This window comes from Candidatus Saccharimonadales bacterium (assembly GCA_036397795.1).
In the GTDB taxonomy this organism is placed as follows: Bacteria; Patescibacteriota; Saccharimonadia; order Saccharimonadales; family DASWIF01; genus DASWIF01.
This window is the reverse complement of sequence record DASWIF010000038.1, coordinates 1-25,007: the sequence shown is the minus strand read 5'-3', so window position 1 is coordinate 25,007 and position 25,007 is coordinate 1. Positions and strand designations below refer to the sequence as shown.

Annotated in this window: 26 protein-coding genes; 11 read left to right on the top strand and 15 right to left on the bottom strand. The window is 50.3% G+C overall.

The genetic code is table 11. The annotated features are described in order from the left end of the window. Complete coding sequence (locus VGA08_02345) at positions 1–768, bottom strand: ABC transporter ATP-binding protein (protein ID HEX9679438.1); 768 nt, start codon at positions 766–768, stop codon at positions 1–3. A gap of 430 nt (positions 769–1,198) precedes the next feature. Here VGA08_02345 and VGA08_02340 point away from each other — a divergent pair, with 430 nt between their 5' ends. Beyond that, the gene (locus tag VGA08_02340; protein ID HEX9679437.1) at positions 1,199–1,777 is read left to right on the top strand and encodes a hypothetical protein; all 579 of its coding nucleotides are present in this window, start codon (positions 1,199–1,201) and stop codon (positions 1,775–1,777) included. A 63-nt stretch (positions 1,778–1,840) separates the two neighbouring features. Here VGA08_02340 and VGA08_02335 read toward each other — a convergent pair whose 3' ends face one another. After that, a complete protein-coding gene (locus tag VGA08_02335; protein HEX9679436.1) occupies positions 1,841–2,446 on the bottom strand; it encodes a hypothetical protein in 606 nt (201 codons plus the stop codon). A 128-nt stretch (positions 2,447–2,574) separates the two neighbouring features. Here VGA08_02335 and VGA08_02330 point away from each other — a divergent pair, with 128 nt between their 5' ends. Then, complete coding sequence (locus VGA08_02330) at positions 2,575–3,840, top strand: Mur ligase domain-containing protein (protein HEX9679435.1); 1,266 nt, start codon at positions 2,575–2,577, stop codon at positions 3,838–3,840. A gap of 5 nt (positions 3,841–3,845) precedes the next feature. Here VGA08_02330 and trmB read toward each other — a convergent pair whose 3' ends face one another. Continuing rightward, positions 3,846–4,478, bottom strand: coding sequence for a tRNA (guanosine(46)-N7)-methyltransferase TrmB (trmB, locus tag VGA08_02325; GenBank protein ID HEX9679434.1), 633 nt, complete (start codon positions 4,476–4,478; stop codon positions 3,846–3,848). Between the two features lie 27 nt (positions 4,479–4,505). Here trmB and VGA08_02320 point away from each other — a divergent pair, with 27 nt between their 5' ends. Continuing rightward, positions 4,506–5,339 (top strand): mechanosensitive ion channel family protein, encoded by an 834-nt coding sequence (locus tag VGA08_02320; GenBank protein HEX9679433.1) that lies wholly within the window; start codon positions 4,506–4,508, stop codon positions 5,337–5,339. 1 nt (position 5,340) lies between these two features. Here the strand turns inward: VGA08_02320 and VGA08_02315 are convergent, their stop codons facing one another. From VGA08_02315 to VGA08_02300, 4 genes are read right to left on the bottom strand one after another with little or no spacing between them, the layout of a single operon-like run. Continuing rightward, positions 5,341–5,976, bottom strand: a complete 636-nt coding sequence (locus VGA08_02315; GenBank protein ID HEX9679432.1) for an MBL fold metallo-hydrolase — start codon at positions 5,974–5,976, stop codon at positions 5,341–5,343. Continuing rightward, positions 5,973–6,287, bottom strand: a complete 315-nt coding sequence (locus VGA08_02310) for a DUF427 domain-containing protein (GenBank protein HEX9679431.1) — start codon at positions 6,285–6,287, stop codon at positions 5,973–5,975. Before VGA08_02310 ends, VGA08_02315 begins: the two co-directional genes overlap by 4 nt. Before the next feature lie 39 nt (positions 6,288–6,326). Further along, a complete protein-coding gene (locus VGA08_02305) occupies positions 6,327–6,857 on the bottom strand; it encodes a hypothetical protein (GenBank protein HEX9679430.1) in 531 nt (176 codons plus the stop codon). A gap of 2 nt (positions 6,858–6,859) precedes the next feature. Beyond that, positions 6,860–7,450 carry a hypothetical protein gene (locus VGA08_02300; GenBank protein HEX9679429.1) on the bottom strand — a complete coding sequence of 197 codons (591 nt, stop codon included), beginning with the start codon at positions 7,448–7,450 and terminating at the stop codon, positions 6,860–6,862. A gap of 147 nt (positions 7,451–7,597) precedes the next feature. On the opposite strand from VGA08_02300, the gene VGA08_02295 reads away from it, so the two are divergent. From VGA08_02295 to VGA08_02285, 3 genes are all read left to right on the top strand, one after another. Then, positions 7,598–7,942, top strand: coding sequence for a YggT family protein (locus tag VGA08_02295; protein HEX9679428.1), 345 nt, complete (start codon positions 7,598–7,600; stop codon positions 7,940–7,942). Positions 7,943–8,154: 212 nt separating this feature from the next. Beyond that, positions 8,155–8,340: a hypothetical protein gene (locus VGA08_02290; protein ID HEX9679427.1), complete on the top strand. Its 186-nt coding sequence runs from the start codon at positions 8,155–8,157 to the stop codon at positions 8,338–8,340. Positions 8,341–8,539: 199 nt separating this feature from the next. Next, the gene (locus VGA08_02285) at positions 8,540–8,902 is read left to right on the top strand and encodes a hypothetical protein (GenBank protein ID HEX9679426.1); all 363 of its coding nucleotides are present in this window, start codon (positions 8,540–8,542) and stop codon (positions 8,900–8,902) included. On the opposite strand, the gene VGA08_02280 is transcribed toward VGA08_02285, so the two are convergent. Then, positions 8,899–9,168, bottom strand: a complete 270-nt coding sequence (locus VGA08_02280; GenBank protein ID HEX9679425.1) for a 4a-hydroxytetrahydrobiopterin dehydratase — start codon at positions 9,166–9,168, stop codon at positions 8,899–8,901. The two genes, VGA08_02285 and VGA08_02280, sit on opposite strands and share 4 nt — an antisense overlap. After that, a complete protein-coding gene (gene aspS / locus VGA08_02275; GenBank protein HEX9679424.1) occupies positions 9,169–10,479 on the bottom strand; it encodes an aspartate--tRNA(Asn) ligase in 1,311 nt (436 codons plus the stop codon). Positions 10,480–10,604: 125 nt separating this feature from the next. On the opposite strand from aspS, the gene VGA08_02270 reads away from it, so the two are divergent. From VGA08_02270 to VGA08_02260, 3 genes are all read left to right on the top strand, one after another. Then, positions 10,605–11,291 carry a thioredoxin domain-containing protein gene (locus tag VGA08_02270; GenBank protein ID HEX9679423.1) on the top strand — a complete coding sequence of 229 codons (687 nt, stop codon included), beginning with the start codon at positions 10,605–10,607 and terminating at the stop codon, positions 11,289–11,291. 424 nt (positions 11,292–11,715) lie between these two features. Further along, entirely contained in the window at positions 11,716–12,240 is a 525-nt protein-coding gene (locus VGA08_02265) for a VIT1/CCC1 transporter family protein (GenBank protein ID HEX9679422.1), read from the top strand. A 46-nt stretch (positions 12,241–12,286) separates the two neighbouring features. Then, positions 12,287–13,972, top strand: coding sequence for a cation:proton antiporter (locus tag VGA08_02260; protein ID HEX9679421.1), 1,686 nt, complete (start codon positions 12,287–12,289; stop codon positions 13,970–13,972). 71 nt (positions 13,973–14,043) lie between these two features. On the opposite strand, the gene VGA08_02255 is transcribed toward VGA08_02260, so the two are convergent. The 3 genes from VGA08_02255 to VGA08_02245 all read right to left on the bottom strand — a co-directional run bounded on the left by VGA08_02255 (position 14,044) and on the right by VGA08_02245 (position 17,408). After that, complete coding sequence (locus tag VGA08_02255; GenBank protein HEX9679420.1) at positions 14,044–15,432, bottom strand: hypothetical protein; 1,389 nt, start codon at positions 15,430–15,432, stop codon at positions 14,044–14,046. Positions 15,433–15,766: 334 nt separating this feature from the next. Continuing rightward, positions 15,767–16,135 (bottom strand): hypothetical protein, encoded by a 369-nt coding sequence (locus VGA08_02250; GenBank protein HEX9679419.1) that lies wholly within the window; start codon positions 16,133–16,135, stop codon positions 15,767–15,769. Positions 16,136–16,172: 37 nt separating this feature from the next. Then, the gene (locus VGA08_02245) at positions 16,173–17,408 is read right to left on the bottom strand and encodes a PQQ-dependent sugar dehydrogenase (protein HEX9679418.1); all 1,236 of its coding nucleotides are present in this window, start codon (positions 17,406–17,408) and stop codon (positions 16,173–16,175) included. A gap of 127 nt (positions 17,409–17,535) precedes the next feature. Here VGA08_02245 and VGA08_02240 point away from each other — a divergent pair, with 127 nt between their 5' ends. Then, a complete protein-coding gene (locus VGA08_02240) occupies positions 17,536–21,525 on the top strand; it encodes an SdrD B-like domain-containing protein (protein HEX9679417.1) in 3,990 nt (1,329 codons plus the stop codon). Here VGA08_02240 and VGA08_02235 read toward each other — a convergent pair. From VGA08_02235 to VGA08_02225, 3 genes are all read right to left on the bottom strand, one after another. Continuing rightward, entirely contained in the window at positions 21,522–22,931 is a 1,410-nt protein-coding gene (locus VGA08_02235; protein ID HEX9679416.1) for a DUF5667 domain-containing protein, read from the bottom strand. The genes VGA08_02240 and VGA08_02235 overlap by 4 nt on opposite strands. Next, positions 22,928–23,533, bottom strand: coding sequence for a sigma-70 family RNA polymerase sigma factor (locus VGA08_02230; protein HEX9679415.1), 606 nt, complete (start codon positions 23,531–23,533; stop codon positions 22,928–22,930). The genes VGA08_02235 and VGA08_02230 overlap by 4 nt, the downstream gene beginning before the upstream one ends. A 98-nt stretch (positions 23,534–23,631) precedes the next feature. Further along, positions 23,632–24,084 (bottom strand): low affinity iron permease family protein, encoded by a 453-nt coding sequence (locus tag VGA08_02225; protein HEX9679414.1) that lies wholly within the window; start codon positions 24,082–24,084, stop codon positions 23,632–23,634. A gap of 93 nt (positions 24,085–24,177) precedes the next feature. On the opposite strand from VGA08_02225, the gene VGA08_02220 reads away from it, so the two are divergent. Further along, a partial coding sequence (locus VGA08_02220; GenBank protein HEX9679413.1) for a sulfatase-like hydrolase/transferase occupies positions 24,178–25,007 on the top strand: 830 nt, incomplete at its 3' end.

Here is a 25,007-nt window from a genome sequence, read left to right as displayed (position 1 = left end):
CTACTCCCGCAAAGCCTTCCCGGTTAAATCTATAAAGACATCCTCCAGATTGGCCTGCTCGACCGCTTGAGTCTTTTTAAAACCCTTCTTTAGTAGTTGCTTTATGAGGTCATTGGGCGTATCGAGGGCAATTATCTTGCCGTTGTCCATAATCGCCACCCTGTCGCACAGTATCTCCGCTTCGTCCATGTAGTGAGTAGTGATGATGACAGTCACTCCTTTGTCTCTTATGTTCTGGACTAATTCCCAGAGGTTGCGGCGGGCCTGCGGGTCGAGCCCGGTGGTCGGTTCGTCCATAAAAAACACTTTAGGTCGGTGCACCAGAGCGGTAGCGATACTAAGTCTCTGCCGCTGGCCACCAGACAATGTTTCGGCAAAAGCGTCGGCCTTTTCTTCCAAGTGAACCTGCTTTAAAAACACTATTGGATCGACCTTCTCGCCATATGCGGCGGCGAACATTTCTATAATCTCTCTTAATTTCGTCTTGTCTTGAAAGGCCGAGGATTGCGGTTGCACGCCAATGATTTGGCGAATATCGTAAGGTCGTTGCTTAACGTTCATGCCCTCAACCAAAACTTCACCAGAGTCGATTGGCCGCATGGCTTCTATCATCTCGATCGTTGTCGTTTTGCCGGCGCCATTCGGGCCGAGAATACCAAACACTTCGCCCCGCTTGACGCTAAGCTCAATGTTATCGACAACGATTTTGCCACCGTACGATTTAGTCAAGCCGTCGGCCTTAACGACAATGTCTGATTTTTTGGGCATTAAATGATTCTAGCAAAAAATAAACGGGTCCGAAAATCGGGCCCGTCTATTAACTCTTACCGTGAAACGATTATTTTTTCTTGAGCGTCAAAAAACCGTTTCGCGGGTTTTCAATTACTATGTATGCATCTGGCAACTCGTCTACTGCGTCCGCCGGACGGACGTCCTTTGCGAAGAAATAGATGCGTTGCTGTTTCCCACCACGTAGCGTTACCATTTTGCTGTGCAGATGATACGTCACTCCTTTTGAATTGGTGTGCGTATAAGCCATGTCACCTCCTTGGTTAGTACTTTGTCCCTCTACGATACCTCTGAGGCGAATAATTTGTCAACAGATTACACAAAAAAAATAACAAAACTCTTATGCCTATTGCGAGAAACAAAGCATATGCGCTAAACTAACAGCTAGTCTATAAGAAGGAGAAGATAAGTGGAGCGATTCACCAGACAACCGGCGCCAGATGCAGGCGCGCAAAACGCACAAACCAGTTCGACTCAGGCACCGAGATCGGCCCATTCCGCTGGCAAGTTTACACTGGACAACCCGACAGCAGCTAGCAAATTGCTGGTGGTGTCATTAATTGTCGCGGCGCTGGCAGTAACCACCGTGTTAGCCATTAATGTTTTTCGGACATTCAGTACTTCCTCTTTGGTAAAGGATGATCGTTTCCAGGCAGTTTTTCTTGATAACGGCCAAGTTTACTTTGGCCATTTAAGCAACGTTAATCGTGATTATGTCCGATTGACGGATATTTATTATTTACAGGTCGACCAGCAGATCCAGCCCGACCAACAGCAAGCGGGCGAGACCAGCCAAGACCAGCAGACTCGGATAAGTCTGGCCAAGCTCGGTAACGAACTCCACGGTCCGGAGGATGAAATGTTTATCCTCAAGAGCAAGGTTGTGTTCTGGGAGAACCTTAAGACTGACGGCCAAGTAACGCAGGCTATCGATGACTTCGTTAACGGTGAAACCAACGAACCGGGAGACGCCAACCAAGGCGGCTAAGCCGGCTAGCACCATCAAGGCAAAACCCCGGGCACATTTGGCAAGGAAAGAGCCCGGGGTTTTTTAGTGGTGAGCTGCCAGCGTCCTTTTAACCAGCCAGCCGGCAATAATTCTAGCCATCAGCATCAGCGCTAAAACGGCTGTTATCAGGATGAGGAATCCGGCCATATCCGGCGACCACATTGGGGAGATGAAGCTATAGGTGTAAAGGGCCTTGTCCGGAAATTTAATCGCCTGTGGCGATTGACCAGGCTTGGCGTGCTTAGTGACGTAATCCTGGATGCATAACGCTCGGACAGACAACAGCACGCTGGGGTCTTCGCATTCGACCTGGGCTTTCTTATAAATGTCCCCGTTAGCACTACCCTCGGCCCGGTCTAGTATGGCTTGGGTATCGCGATCGTAGCTGTAAGCCAGTTGAATCGGTTCGTCAACCATAGTATTCATGTGGTTGGTGATATAGTTCCCCAGATCCCTTAGGGCTTTATCTATGCCTTGATTATTTTGGTCGGCAGCTATTACCCGCCTAAGAAACGGCTCCAGTTCTTGTGAGTTTAGCCTTAGCGCCCAAATTGATAATAAGCTGCTGGCAATCAGTAATATAATGATATGCCATGTTCTCAGCTCTCTTATGTACCGCCAGTAGTGATGTAGCCTGCGTTTGTTCATTTAGTCCATTGGAACGATCCGATACCGTCTTACTCCGTATTATATCGCCTGTGCTTAATTTGGCCTCGACGCTTTTATGGCGGTTTTACGGCTATTTGAGCTTCGTCGTCATGCTAGACTTTGACTAGATGAAAATCTACTTCTCCGGCATTGGCGGGGTCGGCCTTGGGCCGCTGGCGCTAATAGCAGCCGATATGGGCCATGCCGTTTTAGGTTCTGACACCGCTAATACCGCCATGACTGAGGCGGTCAAGCAACGCGGCGGCAAGATAAGCCAAGACCAATCCGGTGGCTTTTTACAGGAGGCTAATGAAGCCGGTAATATCGACTGGTTCGTCCATAGTTCGGCAATCGGCCCCGACCATTTAGAACTACTCCGAGCTGACCAACTAGGCCTTAAGATCAGCAAACGCGATGAACTGCTGAATTATCTGATCAAAGACAAGCGCCTTAAGTTAATCGCCATTACCGGCACTCACGGCAAAACCACCACTACCGGTCTGGTCATTTGGCTAATGAAGCAGTTATCCCAACCTGTCAGTTACTCTATCGGTACGGAAATCAGTTTTGGCGATAGCGGCCACTACGAAGCCGGTAGCCAATATTTCGTATACGAAGCCGATGAATTCGACCGCAATTTTCTCGGTTTTCAACCGTTAATAGGTATTATTACGTCGATTGATTATGACCATCCCGACACTTATAAAACGATCGACGATTACCGTTCGGCTTTTGCCGAATTTATCAGCCGGTGTCATTGCGTTTTTATGTGGAGCCAGGATAAAGAAGTAATTGAGCCGGTTCCGGCTGGCGTCGTCCACGCCTTGAGCTCAAGTGACGATCTTGGTCAGATAAACCTGCCAGGACACAACCAACTAAACGCCTACTTGGCGTTTCGTGCGGTTCAGTCCCTGCTGCCTAAGATACCCGATAAAACTCTGCTGGAAGCCATAAACCGTTTCCCCGGCACCGGCCGGCGGTTCGAGCAGCTAAAGCCGGGGCTATATACCGATTATGCCCATCATCCGGTTGAGATCCAGTCCACTATTGAGCTGGCTAAAAATCACAATTCAAACGTCGTTGTCGTTTATCAGCCCCACCAGAATCTGCGTCAACATTACTTAGCCCAAAACCAAGCTTATAAAACCTGTTTTAATAACGCCAAATGGGTCTATTGGTTGCCAACCTATTTAAGCCGGGAAGACCCAGCCGGCGAGCCGATCGCCCCGGCGGAACTTATCAAAGGTCTGGAGAATCCGACGACCGTCACGGTAGTAAATCTGGACGAAGAGCTCAAGCGTCGTATTGACGTTCATCTTCAGGCGGGTGATCTTGTCTTGTTGATGAGCGCCGGCGATCTGGATGGCTGGGCTCGGAAAAATTTCCGGCCTTAGGCTTGCTAGTTTCTGACGGCCGACAAGAAATTAATTTTTTTTCCTTCGGCCATAAAACGATTCTCGTATGCCGTGGCAATCCGAAAATCGCTGTCTATGGGATATTGGCCATGCAAATCGTAACTAACAGTTTTCAGTTTTAAATCAGAGCCGGCATTGATTTGCTCGACTGTCCAATCAAATAACATCCGGTCGTCTGTTTTTAAATACAAATAGCCGCCGGCACTGAGTACTTGCCCATAAATCGACAGATATAGCGGGTGGGTCAGCCGGTGTTTAGCTTGGTGCTTTTTGGGGTAAGGATCAGGGAACGTCAACCATAGGCATTTTAACTCGATTTCACCGAGCAGATCAGCCAGATCAACAGCGGCGGCTCGGACAAAAACCAAGTTGCGTATTTTTTGCCTGGTTGCCAGCTTGGCGCCAAACCACATTCGGTCGGATTTTATATCGAGCCCGGCAAAGCCCTGGTTAGGATAGCGGCGAGCCAACTCCACGATAAAATCTCCCCGGCCGCAGCCGAGCTCTAACGTTAACCTGCCCGGCGGCCAGACTGGTTGGTCTCCGGCCAGCCAATCAAACGTGTTGACCAACTGTCTATATTCTTTGAATCTCGGGGTTTTGGCTCGTCTGCTCATAAGCACTTGTTATACTAAGACTAACTCATGTGGGATTCAATTTACGACTGGCTTCAGACCAGCGGCACCAAAATAGCGGTTATTATTTTAATCGCCTGGGTGGTTGAGCGATTCAGCGCGGAGTTCGTTTCCCGCCTGGTAAAAGGCTCGATTAACCCCGATAATTACGCCAGCGAACGCGAAGAACGCCTGCGAGAGAAGACCATCACCTCGCTGGCTATCACCATCGTGCGGGTGGGCATTGCCGGCCTGGCGTTTATGTTTGTGCTCAGCGAGCTGTCGGTGGATATCGGGCCCCTGCTGGCCGGCGCCGGCGTCATCGGCTTTGCGCTTGGCTTTGGCGCCCAATCTTTGATTAAGGACTTTATCGCCGGTATCTATATCGTCCTGGAAAATCAATACCGGGTCGGTGATATCGTCCGGCTCAACGATATAGGCGGTAAAGTTCAAAAAATAACCACCCGGATAACTGTCCTTAGAGACCTCGACGGCAATGTCCACTACATCCCCAACGGCAGTATTAACATGGCCACCAATATGACAATGGAATATGCCAAAGTAAACCTGAACATCGGCGTGTCTTATGACTCGGATATCGACAAAGTCAAGCAGGTTATCAACGACGTCGGCTTGGAGTTATCCAAGGACGAAGCTTTTTCAAAATTTATTACCGAAGCGCCGTACTTCGCCCGTATAACCGATTTCGGCGACTCAGCCCTAGTGATTAAGATTTTCGGCAAGGTTTTACCAGCCAAGCAATGGATGATCGAGGGCGAACTGAGACAACGGCTGAAAAAGGCCTTTGACCAGCACAAGATCGAAATACCGTTTCCCCAACGAGTCATTCACAATAAAAAGTAGATTAAATCTTGATTTCAAACATTTTGGCGTTTTGCGCTTCAAAAACTTCTATTTCATGCTCCGCCAAAATGTTTTTAAGCAGGCTGTAATGCCAGGCCTGCCCGGCTTCACTCAAAAAAGCGTCGTGAATCGGCACGATATACTTAGGCTTAACCTTAACCGCCAAATCCACCGCCTGCTTAAGCGAACCCCACGGCGCAACGTAAGGTAAGGCCAGAATTGGTTTTGACTCGTCAAAGCTCAGGCTGTCGCCCGGGATTGTCAGCCGCCCGGCGATATGAAAGCCGGTATTAAGCGGCGCCTCGCCCGCCGGCAATGCTTCATGCGGCGCCGTAAACGGCTGGATCAGCGGATCCGACGCCAATACCTTAGTCTTAATAGCAGCGGCTTTGATCCGGTTAGCCACGGCCTCATTTGCAACTATCCTTACCCGGGGGAATTTTTCTACCACCGCATGGATAAGGGCCGGATGGAAGTGGTCGGCGTGCTCGTGTGTTATAACCATAAGATCAAGGTGTGTCAGCGCGCTTAGATCAACTAAGCCGGACTCCCACGACCACTGTCCAGGATCGATAAGAATCACCCGTTCATCAATCTCGACCAACAAACAAGAATGAACCAACTTCGTTATTTTCACTCGGAAACTTGTACTCCCCGCCAAAAGGCAATGTAATTTGTGTAGTCTTTTTTAACAATGTCTAGGGATGAAGGTGTTGGGTTTGAATAGTACCATGCTCCGTCAGCCCACCGCTCATTGCCAACGCTGACAGTTTTATAGCTGGCTTCGCCTTTCCAATGACAAGTTGTGTGGGTTTGGCTGTCTGTTAAGTACTCGTCGTTTACGGATTCAGGTGGAAAATAGTAATTACCCTCAATCCTAATAGTGTCATCGCTTTTTGCTAGCACTATCTCTTCTCCTTTGCTAGTGATCACAAACGCTTTAGCCATAGGTTTAAGTATACACTTAAACCTTTGTCCTCCAAATATCTAAAGACCGATGTTCGCGTCGCTGGGGTCGGCGCCGCTTAAATCACCTTCCAGCTCTTCCAGCTCTTGATCGAGAGTGTCGACTTCAGCTTCAAGATTATCCACTTCTCCGGTGTTAACCTCGGCATTCTCGCCGGTATCAGTATTTTCTGGCGGCGGCGCATTTTCAGCGTCGTTACTAGCCCGAAAAGCAGCATAACCGATTCCTACCAACAATAGCCCGACCAAAATTGCAATGATAATGGCTAGCGGTGCGTTGTGCTTGTCGCTTGGTTGTTTCATCGTCGGGCTGGAATCAGTTGTCGGCGACGGCGGGCTGGTTACCGGATCATCCGCAAGTTCATCGGGCGAGGCTTCGGCCGGGCTTGGCGGTGGAACCGGAGCATCTCCCTCGCTATCAGACATAGCTCCAGTTTCGGCTGGCGGCGCGTCGTCGGTTTGGCCTGTCGCGGCGGTCATCGGTTGGTTGGTATCTGGTTCGGTTTTGGTTTCATCCGGCGTGCTGTTGTCAGCTGGTTTTTCCGTGTCCATCTCTAACCCTCCTGCTGGGTGTCATTATTGTTTTTTAGTTCCTGGATTTGCTGCCTAATGCCGGCCAGGCTGGTTTTAATGACACCATCTTGCCCAAACAGGGCTACCAGTTGCCTAACTTTGGACTTAACGTCCAAAAACGCTAATCTGATATCCTCCAACGCCTGGTGAAAAGCTTCCTGGTCGGTGCCGCAATCAATCTCAAGCAGTGCGTCCAAGCCGGCCAGAAGTTCGTCCCAAGCGGTGGCTGATTCGCTGCCATAGCTCGACAAGTCCGCGATGCTTGCCCTTAGTTCAGTTACGTCCAATCCGGCGGCTTCAGCCCTGGCCGCAAAGGCCTCGAGTTTTTCTATGGTTCGGTTAACGGCACTATCACGGCGGTCTTTAAACCCTTGCAAGTTGTCGTGCAGCTGGTTCAGTCTTTGTTTGACGGCGTCACAACGAGTCTTTATCCGTTCTTTACGGTCAGCGCTGAGCTTGGCTGTAACGGTCTGGCGAGTCTCTTCATTGGCGTTATCCTGGGCTAACGAAGCCGTTGGCAATACCAGCCCGGCTAACATTATCAAGCTTAGACAAAATGCGGCCTTTTTCATGTTTTCCTCTTATGTTTAATCTGGAGTTAATTGTAGCACGCTCCGAAGCGGCTTTTTAGATTTATAAATGCTTATGCTTATGTTGTTTCATAACGATTTTGCTTAAATTGGTATATACTGTGATTATTAACAATTTAAGGAGGGGGTATGCAGGATCCTAAGGGTACGGCATCCAGCTTGACGATGCTATTCGTCGGCTTAGCTGAAGTTGTACTTGGTGTCCGAGTCGTATTTAGACTGATTGACGCCGATACAACAAACTCGTTGGTTCAGTGGTTTTACGCTATGAGCGAGCCGCTACTGGAGCCAGTCAAGGACCTTATCGGCCCTAACGAGTTCACCCAGCGTTTCGTGCTAGACTTCCGGGCGCTACTCGGTATGGCGGTAATCGCCGTGGCGGGCTATGTTGCTCTGGGCATTCTAGAGTGGGTGCGTAAGCCGCGGCTCGAGCGTGACGCCGGTTGGCGTCACTGGCTGAGAAGCCGGATTTAAAAACCTTAGGGTGGGCTAAAAAAGCCCGGCCGAGCTCCTTCGGCGGGCTTTTTAACTCCCGATAAATTGGAACTTGCAAGAATCAACCAGAAAACTATATAATTAAATATAGTCGAGCAATTAGCGACATTATATAACGAGCCGATGGCGCCGCGCCACTAATAACCGCGGCCGGCCGGTCGCTCTGCAACGTAGAGTTTTTTGGAGGAGATATGGGACGACGCAAAATTAATAAACAATATATCAGGAAAATCGGTAAAATCGGCAGCCAAAAAAACCATTCATACTACGTCACTCTGCCGGTAGCCTACATCCGGAGTTTGGGCTGGCGCGAAGGTCAAAAAATCGTGGTCAAGAAAGTTGGCGCCAAGGTCAGCTTGCTCGACTGGCAACAATAGGCGGGTTGACAAATCCCCGGCGCAGTCGTAGCCTCGAAAGGTAATGCCTTCTGGCATAAACAAAACAAACGAATTCCCAACAAACACTGAAGCTCTGAAAACCCGAGAGTCTAGACTGAGTCTCCAAACTGCTCAAAGCATTGACAGTTTTTTAAGATTGGCCGCCCAGCCGGTCAGTACAAAAAGACAACTAATCGAGATGGTAGAAAGTACAAAGCTGCTGCCGTCCATAAAAGCTATTTGTCCGGCCGATAAGTCGATCGGGCTATTGTTCAGCCAAGAAGGTTGGCTGCATTTCGTCCAGCTGACAGAGGTCAACATCACCATCATTCGTGCCGATGCCGCTTCCGGCTGGTCGCCGTATGGCTTTGTCCTGGCCGAAAACAAGTCGCGTACGATTGAAATCGATCTGCCGCACTATTCCTATGGCCGATACCGCTCTGTCAACGGCCAATGCCACTTAATCGATCAAGAAGACGCCTTTTATACAGCCAGTCCCAATGACGTTGAAGCATTCGTCAATGACTTAGCCGGCGAGTTATCACAGTGGCGAGCCGCTTAGTTTAGCTGATCAATTTTTTGAGCCAAATCAAAATCACGCCGACTCAATCCGCCGCTGTCATGCGATGTCAGCGAAAGCCCTACCCGTCCCCAGCTAAGTTCAATCAGCGGGTGGTGATTTACCGCTTCGGCCAAATCTCCCACTTGGTCAACAAATTTTAAGGCTGACTTAAAGTCGTCAAACTTAAATGTTTTTTTGATAGTTTGGCCGGCTTGATGCCAACCGTCCAGCCCTTTTAGCAATCTGTCGATGTCCGTTCGGTCCATCTACGGCGCCAAACGATTGATATCACGCGGGAAGAGTGTGGCTTCTTTGACGTTTTTTAAGCCTACGATTTTCTCGACGAACCGATCAATGCCAAAGCCGAAGCCACCATGCGGAGGTAGGCCATATTTAAAAGCCATTAAATAATACCTATAACCGGGATGCTGGGGATCGAGTCCAGCCGCTTTCATTTGGTCGGTCATTTTGTCGTGACTCGGTTCTCGCTCCGGGATGGTGGCGATTTCCAGCCCCCGGAAAAGCAAGTCGGCCCACATGATAGTTTGCGGATTGTCCGGATTGACGCGATGATAGAACTTCATGGCCTCAATCGGAAACTCGGTTACGAACACCGCTTCCGAACCGTGTTCCTGCTTGGCCCAGTCGCAGATCCAGCGTTCTTCGGCCGGCTTAAGATCTTTTTCGCCAGTTGTATCCTCGCCCGTCGCTTGGCTGTATTTATGATGAACATCCGCCACCGTAATTCGGGGAAAACTGTTAGCTAAAACCGGCTTAGCCGCCTGGACCTTGCCGAGTAGTTCTGCATTATCCTGCCACAGTCTCTCGACTACAAAGGTGATTAATCCTTCCGTCATTTTCAGCACGTCGTCGTGCGATTCGATAAAGCCCATCTCAATATCAAGCATCGTGGTTTCGCTCAGGTGGCGGGCGGTCAGACTCGGCTCGGCTCGAAACGCTGGTCCGATTTCAAAGACACGTTCAAAAACCCCAACCATCATTTGTTTATAAAGCTGCGGGCTTTGGGCCAGTGTGGCCTCCTTGCCAAAGTAATCGAAGGTAAAGACCTCCGCTCCACCCTCGGTGGCCCCCGCCAGAATCTTAGGAGTCTGGATTTCTACAAACTCGTTGGCAATCAAGTATTCGCGGATGTATTGGTTTATTAAAGCCCGAATACGAAAGATGCTTTGCTCGGTCAGATTCCGCAAATTGAGCGGTCGATACTCAAATAATGTGTCAAAATTTTCCGGCGTGTGGTCAATCGGCTTATCAATTTCGATCGGCGGGACATCATTAACCGGTGTAACTATCTCCAGTTCTGGTTCGTGCAACTCCACGCCGCCGGGGGCACGTTCATCCTTAACGACTTTGCCGGTCAAACTCAAAACCGTACCGGTTTGCAGGCCCCGAAGCTTTTCGATCTCTGATTCGTCTTCGATTAGTACCTGGGCTAAGCCCGAGCGGTCCCGTACCACGATAAAATTAAGCCCGCCCAGCTTGCGGCTTTTATGCAGCCAACCCTTAATCGTCACCGTCTGATCGGCTTTTTCAGCTAAATCGCGAACTAACGTCCTCATAAATTACATCTATTATAAGTCAGAATCCCCGCGATTGAACGCAAATCAGTCCGACGCCAAAAAAGACACCCACCGAGAACCTATATATGGGGTCTGCTGCGCATAGGCTGCGCGGGTTTGCTATCATGGTACTGAAAAAGCCAAAGCAAGGAGTCGTTATGGATAAGAGGTTTATAGCCATTCTGATCGCCGTCGTTGCGGTAATGATCGGTGTTTTCGCCCTGAGCGGCGGCAAGTCCGGTACTTCTAACGCCACTTTTGAGGGCGATCCAACCCAGGTTCAGGCCGACGATTGGGCCCAGGGGCCAGCCGACGCTAAAGTCACCCTGATCGAATACGGCGACTTTCAGTGTCCGGGTTGCGCCGCGCTATTTCCCGCTCTGGAACAGGTCAAACAAGAATTAGGCAACGAATTTCGGTTTATCTTTCGACACTTTCCTCTCACCAGTATCCACCCTAACGCCATGGCGGCCCATCGCGCCGCGGAGGCGGCTGGCCTTCAAGGCAAGTTCTGGGAAATGCATAACCAGCTCTATCAAACCCAGCAAGTTTGGAGCGGCGTGTCCAACGCGCCGGAACTATTTGAAGGTTACGCCCAGGAACTCGGTCTGGACATGGATAAATACCGCACCGATATCGCCAGTCAAACGGTTTTTGATCAGATCAGCAAATTCCAAGACAGCGGCAATCAGCTGGGACTGACCTCTACCCCATCGCTGCTGCTTAACGGTGAGGTCATCCCAAATCCGGCCACGATTGACGATTTGAGACAGCTGATTCAATCGGCCATCGACGCGACTAACGGCAGCTAGACTCTAAATCTAACCGGCTTTGCTTCATAAATTTATGGCGCGATGTACTCCCGCCAAAACGGTTTGATCGTCCGAACGGCAATCGACGTCGGCTTTCCGTTGGCAGATTTTACCTTGATAGGCATGCTTTTTTGCCCCTTAAAGCCACTTGAAATACATCCCAAGTCGCTCATTTTTAGTTTTTAATTTTTGTTTCCTACCTCAAAGTAGTTGAAACTGATTTGATAATAGAAAACCGCCTATGCTTTGTCAACTACTTATCAGAGTCTCACCCTTCTAAACTCGGCTGCCCCTTATTACAAAAAACGCCCGCGGGTTATCCCTCCGCCTTAGTAGCGAGCGGGCTAAAAAATTGGTTTTAAAGCGATTATTCAGATCAGGACGGCAACGGCTTAGGATTATCGGTTATAATTATTTAAAATTTATGTCATTAATAAAACGCCGCCTCCGGTTACCGTTTGGCCGCCAGCTGTTTGCCGCTCTGCTCTCCGGCAGCGAAGGCGGACTAGCCACTACGACCGCTATCACCGCCGGACTGCTTATCAGCACCGACCAACCCGATTTGGTCGTACTAACGGCCACCATATCTTTTTTAGTCCAAGCCTTTAACGGCTCGATGGGCCGTTTCTCGGCCGAGCACACTGATCAGGAACTGGATCAACGCCGAAAATGGTTCGACTATGGCGGCCCGATCCGGGACGCTTTGACCCAGTTCGTGTCTCACGTTTTGATGAGTGTCATCGTTCTCCTGCCGATCGTGGTGGTGGCGGATGTCGGCCGGGCGCTGACCTACGCTGTCGCCCTGACTCTGTTTTTCCTCTTCCTCATCGGTGCTTTTAAAGGACGACTGGTCAAGAATAGCCCCCTTCGTGACGGCATTGAAATGGTGCTGGTCGGTAGTCTCATTATCAGCGTCGGCATTGTCGCCGGCTTTGCCCTTAGAACCTAAGCTCCATCTGTTACAATATCGCTAATGCCTAAACTGATAATTCGCCGTGGAAATTAGTCTTTTTAGCGAGATTAGCCTGATTATCGCGATCGGTACGTTTATCGGCCTGGTTATGCATCTTCTCAGGCAGCCGCTGATAATGGGCCATATTATAACCGGTGTGTTAGTCGGCCCGTCCGTTTTTAATCTTGTCCGGGGCGAAGACACCGTCAACATTTTCGCCCAATTCGGCGTGGCCTTGCTGTTGTTTATCATCGGCTTGGGCCTAAACCCCCGGGTGATAAAAGAGGTCGGTAAAGTTTCGGCCTATACCGGGATCGGCCAGGTGTTGTTTACCAGTCTTATCGGCTTTGGCATCGTCAAGGCCTTGGGTTATAGCAACATCGAGAGCCTGTATATCGCTGTCGCTTTGAGTTTTTCCAGTACCATTATTATCCTCAAGCTCCTGTCCGACCGCAAAGAACAAAACCGGCTGTACGGCAAAATCTCTATTGGTTTTTTGCTGGTCCAGGACATCATCGCGACTTTCGCTTTGTTGTTCGCCGCTTCTTTCGGCGCCGGTGCCGACTCAGACCTCGGATTAATCGACCTACTGATGCGCGGCGTGTTTTTAGGCAGCTTTTTTTACCTGTTGGGCGCCTACCTTCTGCCACGCGCCCACCAGGTCATCGCTTCATCCCAGGAGTTTTTATTCCTGTTCTCCATCGGCTGGGGTCTCGGCATCGCCTCGCTCACCGCCGAGCTGGGGTTTTCCCTCGAAGTCGGCGCCTTGTTTGCCGGCGTAACTTTGGCCTCGATGCCCTACGCCCAAGAAATCGGCACTCGGCTCAGACCCTTGCGCGACTTTTTCATCGTGCTGTTCTTTATTAGCCTGGGGTCCGAGCTAGGTCTGTCCAATATTTTGGGTAACTTGCCCCACGCTTTGTTGTTAGCGCTATTCGTTCTGGTCGGCAACCCGCTGATAGTTATTATGATTATGGGGGTACTAGGCTATACCAAAAAAACCAGCTTTAAGGCTGGTTTAGCGGTAGCTCAGATCAGTGAGTTTTCGTTGGTACTGATTCTACTCGGACGGGATCTAGGCAACATAAGCGAGGATATCGTGTCACTGATAACGCTGGTAGCCCTGATCACAATCGCCGCCAGCACTTATATGATTTTATATTCCGACGAGTTATATAAATTAACCGAAAAATACCTCAAATTATTCGAGCGTCGTAAGGTCCGCTACGACCAAGAATCAGCCGCCCAGTACAGTATTGTTTTGTTCGGTTACAAAAAAGGCGGCGCCGAGTTTATCCGCACGTTCAAACAAATGAATAAACCCTTCGTGGTAATCGATTACGACCCCGAGGTGATCGACCATTTGGACCACCGGGGCATGAACTACATCTATGGCGACGCCTTGGACCTGGAGTTGCTGGAAGAAGCCGGCGTCAATCACGCCAAACTGGTGGTATCCACCATCACCGACCATAACACTAACAAAATCCTGCTGGAGCAGGTGGTCAAGCTCAACAAGCGGGCGGTATTAATCTGTCAGTCGGATACGCCAAAAGACGCGGCTGAGCTTTATCAGCTAGGAGCCACTTACGTCATGATGCCCCACTACATCGGCTCCGAGCAAATCGGTAACTTCATCAAGAAGAAAGGTCTGAGTAAGGTCGAATTTAATAAATTCCGACAAAAACACATCGCCGACCTTGAGTCTCATTACGAATTATATAGCTAAGTTGCTATGTATGTTACAATGTTTTCTCTCTGTTATTTCTTAAAACTATATAATTAGTTATATAGCTCTATTTAGTAATAAATAACTGATTTTTTAGCGGCTGGTTGCAGCCGCTTTGGAGCCTTGCGCTTGATCTTGGCCAATCCGCAGTTTTGGTTGGCGCAATAAAGCCGGTTCTTACTGAGATTAGCCCGGATTATGATTTGGGATTTATGGCAGTTCGGACAAACCACGTGTTGGCCAATTTTAAACTCGCTGCAGACCAATAGACTGCTTGGCGGTTCCAAGTCGGCCTGCCTGGCAATGACCATGCCGCAAAGATAGATATCTTTGGTCGATTCATAACCCTGCCGTTGCAGTTCAATCGCGTCGCTAATGTCCCCGTCTGCCAACGCGTCGTAGGCCCGGCGGTAACAGTCGGCGGCTTTCTCGCCAATAGCGTCTCGGGCCAGTTCGGGATCGACGGCCGCGACTTGGTCGATAAATTCCCGAATCGCCAACATGTATCTATCTCCTTGGTCGATCCGCCAATCGGGCCGACGGGCGATGTTGATGATCGTCTCCGCCAGCTGGTCGATATTGGCCTCAAATCGCCGCTCGCGCTCGATCGACACCCTTTCTAACTCCAAATAATCCATCTGTCCCGCTAACTCCTGGCCCAGCCATTGTTCGCCGTTGTCTATCAGTTTGGCGATGTCGGCCGGTCCGTTGCTAAAATCTGAGCGTTTGACTATGACGGGTGTAGCCAGGATGCCGGTGGCTGAAAGCTCCTCGGAGGCTTCCTTAACCCCTAACTGGCTCATGGCCCGACTCAGCCTGATAGTGTCACTGGCCTTCATGTTGAGCTGTTTCATCGTTAACTCGTCACCATTCACCTCAAACCAACGAACCATATATGTCCGCTCTTTGGCGTCGTAGCCCAGCTCGGCAGCCAAGTCATCAGCCATATCGTGAGCGTAAGGTGTAATCCAAACCATAGCGTTGGTTTCATTTAACTCACCTTGAGCGCCAAGTATGTTAACCAGTATGCCAACATTTAATTCGACACTGCGACGGATAAATTCTTCATTATTTAAGCTTGAACTAGCGAGCCCGCGGATCGAGATATCAACGATCGGGACGCCATTGACACAAAAGCCGCGCCGCTGCCGATCCATCTGGGCTTGGACAATTGACACGTGCCCGCGCTTAATCAGTGCCTCCCAGCCGGCGGTTCTGGCGTCGTTTTTTACGTAGTCCTTTGCTTGCTTGGCTTGTGGTGAATCGGGGCCATAGACTTCAACCTGCTGCCAATAGAGTCTGCTAGAACCGATCGGATCGTCGTCGGTTATCTCAGCCAACTCGGGAATTTCTTTATATTCAATAGCGTTTATAATCTCGGCTGATTTGGCCCAGGCTTGTTGCCAGGCCGGATGATCCCAGGCCGAGATTGTTTCGTAACTTGCTGTTGGCCGCTCCAAATTAAAAACCCTCCGACTGCTAGCGAGCCGAAGAGCAACTACTAAAAAGCTCATATCCTGCTCGGGAGTCTTTGATGCTCGAACGCCAACGTATCCGACTTAGATCGGTTCTTTTTACTTTGAAAAAGAGCCGGACCGGTTCACGACTATGTTTCGTGACGGCGAACTTAATTCGCCAGGTCCGATGAGAAAAACCTTGGTTCTTCTCACTGATCTTTACGGTTGCGGCACAGTGAGGGAATTACACCCTGCTTCCGTTAAACGCGCGAGTTAAATTGTTAAGTACCTCGGATTTAGCATAGCATACCTTTTTTTGGTACCTGACCAGCGACAGCTAGCCCTTGTAACTGGCTAAGACCACACCGGCCACCAGCACCACCAAGCCAGCCAGATTAATCCAACTGATTGAATCTTTAAACAGGCTCGCGCCGACGATGTAGCTGACCGCCATAACTACTGGCACGGTCACGGCTTGGATGGCACTGAATTGAAACCGCGTCAACATCCAAAAACTTATAAGCGACGCGACGACAAATGTCCCGAGGCCCGATAGAAATTGCCATGACAACAATAAGTCCAGCATTCTCCGTGAAAAAATAAAGCCTGGCGTCGGTTCGAACCCGGCTCGGTCGACGGCGTATTTGTACATTGTATTTCCGGCAACTATCAGCAAGGAGAACAACAGCCCGAAGAAATAAAGCATGAGCGCATTTTAGCCGATGCGACTAAAGAAAGCTACTTCAAGGAACGACCACTTTAAACACCTGGCCTTTGGCGGCGTCGGCCAGATATAGCTCGCCGCGGCTGTCACGGCCAAAAGTCGAAATACTGAGATCAGTTTGCTTTATCAAATTGGCCGTGTAGGTCGCCTGGGAGGAATCTAACAGGTAAATCCGCCCCTTGCAGTAATCACCGTAGATATAAAACCCTCGCAGCGTGGCGTAAGCCTCGCCCCTATAAACATAGCCGCCGGTTACCGAGCCGCGACAACTGCTACCCTCGTGCGGGTATTGGGCTACCGGAAACGTGTAATTACTTTTATTCTTGCAGCCCGATTGCAAGTTGTGTTCGTTCGCGCCCTCGTAGCAACGCCAGCCGTAGTTGCGCCCGCCGGTATTGGCCGGTTCATGGTTAATTTCTTCTGCTTTGTTTTGGCCGACATCAGCCACCCACATGTCGCCATTCAACGGATCAAAACTAAATCGCCACGGATTACGCCAGCCCAGACTCCAAATTTCCGGCCGGTAATCATCGTCTTTAATAAAGGGATTATCAGCCGGTACTTTATAACCGCCCGCGCCGCTAACGTCGAGCCGCAAGATCTTACCCAGCAGTGATTTACCATTCTGGGCATTATTGTTTGGGTCTCCGCCGCTACCGCCATCCCCCAACGTCACATAAAGGTAACCGTCGGGGCCAAAGTGTAAATCGCCGGCGTTGTGATTACGAAACGGTTGGGCAACGCTCAATAGCTCTTCAGACTTTTGAGTTTTGTAACCGCTGCCCGACCGCTCGACTTGATACCGTGCGATTACGGTTTCCCGGCCGCTATTGGTCGGCCGGACGTAGTTTATATAAATGTATTTATTAGTTTCGTAATTCGGGTCAAATACAAAGCCCAGTAAACCTTGCTCGCCCTCATCGATAACTTTGGTAGATATGTCCAAAAAAACTGGTCCGATTTTGCCATCATTCAGATTTAACAGCCGGATTTTACCGCCTTTTTCTACGATATAGAGTTCGGTGTCAGCCCCCACGCCGCTGACGATACCCACCGGCGCGATAAAGCCGCCGGCCACATAATTTAGATCCAGTTTGGGAAAGTTAACCCCGCCGACTGATTGATTTGCATCAGCCGTTTCATCGGCTGGTTCCAATTCCGAGCCGTCGTTGCTAGCCACGATTACCACCGCGCCCAGGCACAAAACCAAAAGTATTATCCACAGCGGAATATGACGCTTAAAAGCCTCGCTCATGCTTTAAGATTATATCCGGTTTTGACAAAAGTGTTGGCGTAGTATAATGCTTATAGTAACTGCGAGGGTACTTTTTATGTATTATCACTATAAACGGGGTGTAATAACGCCCTTTGTCCAAAAATATTTGAGGTTAATAATTCTGGCGATTGCCGGAATTTTTATTTTTTCACAGACGGTATTGTTTGTAAGTCCAACTAAGGCAGATGATCTGGGTCCCATTGATTTTGAATCTTACTCGCTGGGTTCAGTTGATGGCCAGGACGGATGGAGCTCAACTGGACCGTTTGATCAAGAGGTCGTCACAAATACCTACGGTATTTCCGAGTTTGGTTCTCAAACATTTCGCATATCAAATGCCGTAACCAGCGGCTCTTTCGGAGATCAGACTTTTACTAAATCTTTAGTTGATGAGGCCGGTGAACCATCAGCAGAAAACGGCAGCTTGTCTGGCGGTACGCGCCAACCGCATTTTGAAGCTCAGTTTGATTTCGCGTCAACAATGCAAGACCACCAACCCGGACTGTTTATGTCCGTATCTCCTGATAGAGGTGATGGTGCTCGCATGAGCTATCTTGGATTCGAAGATACAGTTGGTGGTATCGACGTCATCTTCTTTGATGTTCAGGATGAGAATGTGGGATTTCAAGTAGCTAATTTTGTAGGAACAACGGTCGCTACTGGTCTTTCAAGAAACTCTGTGCACACCGCAAAGTTCGTCATGGATTTTGTTGCTGGCTCGTCTAACGATGTCGTAAAAATCTATATTGACGACACGTTAGTGCACACTGGCACTAGTTGGGAAAATTACTTCCGCTTTGATACCGAGTCACAAGGAAATCCGCACGATTCAAATCTTGAGAATAAGAGCCGAACAGTAGATTCCTTGTTGTTTCGCGTAAGCGGAGGTTCGGCGCCAGACACTAGCGGCAATGGTTATTTAATAGATAATGTCGGTTTGGCCTCATCTAACTTTGTGAATAATGATGGCAAGGTTAGAATTTGCCATGCCACTGATTCGGCTCAAAATCCCTATAATTCAATAGAAGTAGATACCAGCGCTATTGACGGTGATGGCGGTAACGACCATAGCAACCACACCGGGCCGGTCTTCGATCCAGATGTGCACAACCAGCAGAATCGTGGTTGGGGAGATATCGTTCCTCCGGTTCCAGGCGTAAATGACGGACAGAACTGGAGTGATGAAGGCATAGCCTTCTGGCTCGACAATTGCGGTGACGAGCCGGCTCCTAGGAATGCGGCTACTGTCATCGCCCATAAGATAGTATGTGATGATGAAGCAAAACTGCCTGATGACGGCTATAGTTCAGTTGGCCCTGACACAGCCCAAGACTTTGTTAATCAGAATGAAGGTTGTGATCTAGAGGAAAATTGGGACTACCAATATCGTTTAAGCGGTTCAAGCTCGCCAGAGCCAACAGGTTATGGGGAGCTAGATGGCTGGGAGACTTTCACCAACTCTGAGCACATTCCTTTGTCTGGAAACACGACAATCCAGCTAAGAGAAGTGTTGCCAGAAGGATATATACCGTTTACCGGACAGCATTCTGATGACAGTGTTTCAGCCGAGTTCTATTGCCATACCGATGCAGCCAACTACGACAACTGGGAATGGGTAAGCAGCCCCAAGGAGGGAGAAACCTACTACTGCGTCGCCTGGAACGTAGAAAAACCAGTTACGGTACTTGGCACCAAGATTGTTTGCGACACTGAAGACCGCTTGCCCAACTGGGGTAACGGCCAGACTGGACCGGCTACAATCGGTGCTACCACGGCCGATGATTGGCTTGCCGAAGATGACAACGACGACCACTGCGATAAAGTCGCTTGGGACTTTGAGTGGAAGATGGACCCGACCAACAACCCCGGAGACAACACTGGCCCGGCCGGTGACGGCTGGACCCCTTTTGACGCCGCTACCGGTGTCGAACTAAGCCCGGCTCAGCAGGGTGATAGTACCCGGATTTGGATTAGGGAAGTCTGGAATGATAATTACATACCGTTTACCGGTCAAAATACCACTCAAGACGTTTCGGCCGAGTTGTACTGTGGCAGCGACATTCTTAACTACGACAACTGGGATTTCATCGATAACCCCGAGCCGGGCCAGTCTTACCACTGCGTGGCTTGGAACGTCGAACAGCCCGATGAATTTAACATCCATGCCGCCAAAGTCGTCTGTGACACCGAAGCCGACCTGCCCAACTGGGGCGATGGCGAACCAGCTTCGCTTATTACCGCTAACACTGCTCAGCGCTGGGTAAATGCCAGTGACGGAGCTTGTCAGTTGGCCCGATGGCAGTTCCAGTGGGCGCCGAACACGGCTAACCCCGGCGACGATCAGGGTGAGGCCGGTGATCCTTGGCACACCTTTGCTAATTCAGCCACTTTAACCGAAGCTGATTTGGCTGGGGGTGATAGAATCTGGGTACGCGAGGTGTTTAACAACGACTACATACCTTTTGGCGGCCCCAATACCACCAACCATGAATCCGCCGAACTGTATTGCAACACCGACATACTCAACTACGACAACTTCGATTTCATCCTTAATCCTAAACCAGATGAAGATTACTACTGTGTCGGGTTCAACGTGCTGAAACCAGCTGTACTAAGCGTCGTCAAGATTGTTTGCGACAGCGAAGACCGCTTGCCCAACTGGGGCGATGGCGAACCTGCCGCCTTGATTACCAGTAATACCGCCGATCGCTGGCTCAACGCTGATGATAATTCTGAGCATTGCCAAAAAGTCGATTGGGATTTCCAGTGGGGTACGCCAGCCAACGGCGACCCGGATGATAACACCGGTGAGATAGCCGGCTGGAACACTTTCAACGACACGACCACTATATGGCTGGGTGAGTCTGGCGACGACCTTCGTGTCCGTGAAGTTTGGAACGATAACTACATACCATTTACCGGTCAAAATACCACTGAGGACGTTTCGGCCGAGTTGTACTGTGGCAACGACATACTTCACTACGATAACTGGGAATGGCTAGATAATGTCGAACCTGGCGGCAATTACTACTGTCTCGCCTGGAACGTAGAAAAACCAGTTACGGTGCTTGGCACCAAGATTGTTTGCGACAGCGAAGACCGCTTGCCCAACTGGGGCAACGGCCAGACCGGACCGGACCTCATAACTTCCAACACTGCCACCCGGTGGCTGAATATCGGCGATAATTCTGAGCACTGCGATGAGGTCGCTTGGGACTTTGAGTGGAAGATGGACCCGACCAACAACCCCGGAGACAACACTGGCCCGGCCGGTGATGGCTGGACCACCTTTGACGCCGCTACCGGTGTCGAACTAACAGCCGCCGATCAAGGAGATAGCGACAAAGTCTGGATCCGCGAAGTTTGGAACGAAGAGTACATACCTTTCAGCGGGCAGAACACCACTAATGACGTCTCGGCCGAACTGTATTGCGGCGAAGACATTCTAAACTACGATAACTGGGACTTTATTGACAACATCCAGCCGGGCGATATCTATCACTGCGTGGCTTGGAACGTCGAGGTTACCGGCCAAATCCAAGGTTTGGTCTATAACGACGCTAACAGCAACGAGCAGAAAGACCCAGCGGAAGACCCACTGGCCGACCGGACGGTTTGGCTTCTGACCCACAACAGTCCGTGGTTCTTGCATGCCGTTACGACTACCAACGCCGGCGGCGAATACTTGTTTGAGAACTTATCTGTCCCTGGCACCTACTACGTCTGTCAAGACATTCAGGACGGTTGGTTCCAAACCGAGCTAAACAACGCCGGGCTGGGAGGCATAGACGCCAGCTTAATCGCTGTCGGCAGTCAAATCGGGAGCGACCCTGACCCTGCCTTGGATACCCTTATTGCAAACTTCTGCTATTCTATCGATTTGAGCCTAGCTTCACCGATATCCGTTGCCAATGACTTTGGCAGTCTGCCGAACGTCCAAGGTACTACCGATACCCGGGACCCCGGACAGGTTCTTGCCGACACTACCGGCACCCTTGGCAAGAGTGGCCAGCCGGCCTGGGTTATGTTAATACTCGGGCTAACCTTGATTACGACCGCTGGCGCCACTAGACGCTCGGTCAAAAAACACTCTTAGTCGTCCAGTCTGATTTCTTCGGCTACTATTGTCGTGCTGCCGATTGAGGCCAGCTCGCCTTTGACTTTGACTTTTTGGCCGACCCAAGGGCCGATATTTTGCGAGGTCTGGATAGTGTAAGCTACGCCTTCATCGGTTACTTTGTACTTGCCGCCGCTAAAAACCAGCGTGCCCTCGGCCTCGATAGCGAGGTTGTCTGGCACGTCGTCGTCTCCCAGGTCCGAACCGGCCTCGTCGTCATCGTCTGAGCCCCGGTTGCTATCTCCGCCGTCATCGTCAATATCATCAAGTGCGCGGTCGCGCAGTTCTATCTTAACGCCACCGTCTTTATCATCGGCTTTGACTCTAAATAGCTGCGCGCCGCCCCCGTCTAATAGGCCTCTCAACTCGGCTACCCTACCAACCAAAGAGGCAAAATTACTGTCGCTGGCTAAACCGGTTAGCTCGACCCTAACACCATCATGCTCGACAAAATAACCGCTGCCATCTTGCTCGATTAAGTCAGTAGCCCGAAACTCAACCCGGCCGTTTTCGGTTTGCAGTTTAAACAGCCCAAACTTAAGTTCGCGGGCCGAGAAGCTGCCGCCGGACAGAACGCCCTCTACTTTCACCGTCCGGCCGGCAAACAGTTCGACGCTGATATCACTAAGTGATAGAGATATATCGTGGCCCAACACGTTGATGGCCGTGCCGTCGTCGTTGACTCGTCCTCTCAGCTCGACTAAAAATCCGTCTTGAATCGAGTTTTGTTCTTCATCCAGTTCATTTTCAAATATATCGTTGATGTCTTCCAGTTCGATTTCCAATTCGTCCCCCTCTAGTTCAATGCTTAACCGGCCAAAATCGTCGCGGTATCTGCTCAGCAGCTCGCGCAACCTGGCCGTCAGCTCCATTAGTTGATCGCTCGTAATATCCGCTCTCGTGTCCAGCTCGAGCGAGAGTTTAATATTGTCAAATTCATTATCCAGCTCGCCGAGTGTGTTGCTTGTCTGCTCAATCGCCTGATTGAGCTGGCCGCGATTATCAACCTCGACGCTAACCAGCTCGTCCAACCGTTCATCGGCAAAGCCGATTTTAAGATCCAGCTTAGAGTGGGTACTATTAGCCAGTGCCAGCCGAGTCCGCTCGATGGTTCGATCCAAGCTGTAAAGAATGTCACCCGGTTTTGATTTGCCGGCCTGAGCTAAAACGGTACCACCGCCGATTATTACCATCGCCCCCAGCGCAAAGAAAGTTGCCGCCGTCCGGCCTTGATAAAACCAGCCGCCTTTAATCGTTTTGGCGTTGTATTTTTTATAATTCTTCGCCGCGGTCATATATATCTGTCTTAGATTGGCCGCATTAACTGATAAATCCGGTTCGGGGCGGTTAGCATTTTTTAGCAATTGTTCGATCGGCTGCTTCATAAAATCGCCCCTTCAAAATAGGCCTTAAACTCCGGATCAGTCGTCAGTGTCTGTTTCAGTTCTTTCTGAGCTCGGTGCATGGCTGTTCTGACCGCTCCTTCCCGCATATCCATCGCCTCGGCTACTGCCCGGTGCGGCAGGTGCTCAAAATAATAAAGATGGATTATCTCTTGGTGCTTTGGTCTTAGCCGACGAACGGCCTTATGCAGCATCATAAACTGCTGGTTGCTATCCAGCTCGGCTTCGATCTTTGCCCGGTTATCTTCATCCAACGTCCAGTTCTTTAAGACATTCTCGGCGTCTTCGGGCGCCAAAAATCGATATTTTTGCTGGTTTCTAAAATAAGAATTAACCTCGTTCGAGGCAATTCTAAAAATCCAGCCGTTAAAACTCTGGTCGTGCCGCCACTGGAACCTTGGCAAGTTTAATAAAACTTTTAAAAACACGTTGGCGGTTATGTCCTGCGCCACCTCGGCGTCCAGTACCCGCCTAAAGGCGTAGCCGACAATCCTCGAAAAGAACTCGTCATAAATTTGGCCCAAGCTGTGTTCGTCTCCATCCTGGGCTTGATCGATAATAGCCTTGAGTTGAAAGGGTTTCATGTTCATAGCATACAACGCGCCTTGGTAGAGAATGTTACAGACCAGCGCCACCGGTGCCCCGGGGCTCAACTTGCGCGCTCAATAACAGCGGCCCTAGCTCATATTCTGGGGGTTAAATTCTTGTTCCGGGCCGAAAGTTTTTCGTGCAGGTCTTTAAATTGCTGGTGAAGTTCTTCCAGTTGCTCATCGGTCAGATCTTCCAGATCGACCAAATCATTGCGAGCACCCTTAATGGCTTTTATCAGCACGTCGAGCTTAAGGTGCATGGCCTTGGCGTCACGGTTTTGCGTATTCTGAATTAAAAACACCACCAAAAATGTGACGATAGTGGTGGAGGTGTTAATTACCAACTGCCAGGTGTCTGAGAAGCCAAAAATCGGTCCGCTGAACGCCCAAACAGCAATAGCCACCAGCGCTACCAAAAATGCCAGCGGCGACCCAACCAAATTCGATACTTTGGCGGCAATCTTATGAAACATCTCGCTCATCTTCAACCTAATAATACTACTAACCAAGCCCTGTCGCCAGGGGTGCACTGCTTGTGCTTGCAATTTATCTGATTAAATTATAGAGTAGCGCCAAATTACGGGGCCAGGAAAAGTCTTGTAGTTAGGTACTTTTTCAGTCGAAGTCTGGAGATAAAAATGAGGATTAGAATGGTAGCCCTGACACTCGTCGCCGCTACGCTTGTCGTAGTTAGCCCGGCAGCCGGAGCTCAAGAGGTTGAGACTCGGCCCAATGTCATCGTCATCATGACAGATGACATGCGCGCCGACCTGCTTACCCCAAAGTACATGCCCAGCACGTATGAACTCCTAAGCAGCGAAGGAATGATGTTCACCAACGCGGTGAGCAACATCCCAAACTGCTGTCCAGCGCGAGCCAGCTTCCTGACGGGGTTGCTACCGCGCCACCATCAGGTCTGGGTCAACGTCATCAAAGACAGCCTCGGCAACTCCGGCGGGCACGGCCTATTCAAGGAGTTGTTCGAGTCCACCGGCAGATACCTGCCGTGCTGGTTGGAGGAAGCTGGTTACAGCACCATGCTGGCTGGCAAGTACCTCAACGAGTACCCCTTCGGCCAACCCAAGACGTTCAAGGAGAACCTATACGTCCCACCGTGTTGGACAGAGTGGTACGGCATGAACTACGCCAAGAGTTCATCCGAGGATCCGGTCATTCCCGGTTCCGGCGGGTTGCTTTACAAGCGCTACCTCAACCACGATGAGGTCGTGCTCAACCAGCACGGCCGCGTCCGGTTCGTCCGGTGGCGCTCGAGTAGCGACAACCCCTACCTAAAGGCCGGTAAAGCCGATGGTACCAGGTCTATGGCTAGGCCCAGCGGCGAGATAACGCGTAAGAAGAACGTCAAGTCGGTCTACGCAACTGATGTCGTGACCAACCGAACCCGTTCGTTCATTCGGCGCAAGTCAGAAGCCGGCCAGCCGTTCTTTGCCTTCGTAAGCATGTATGC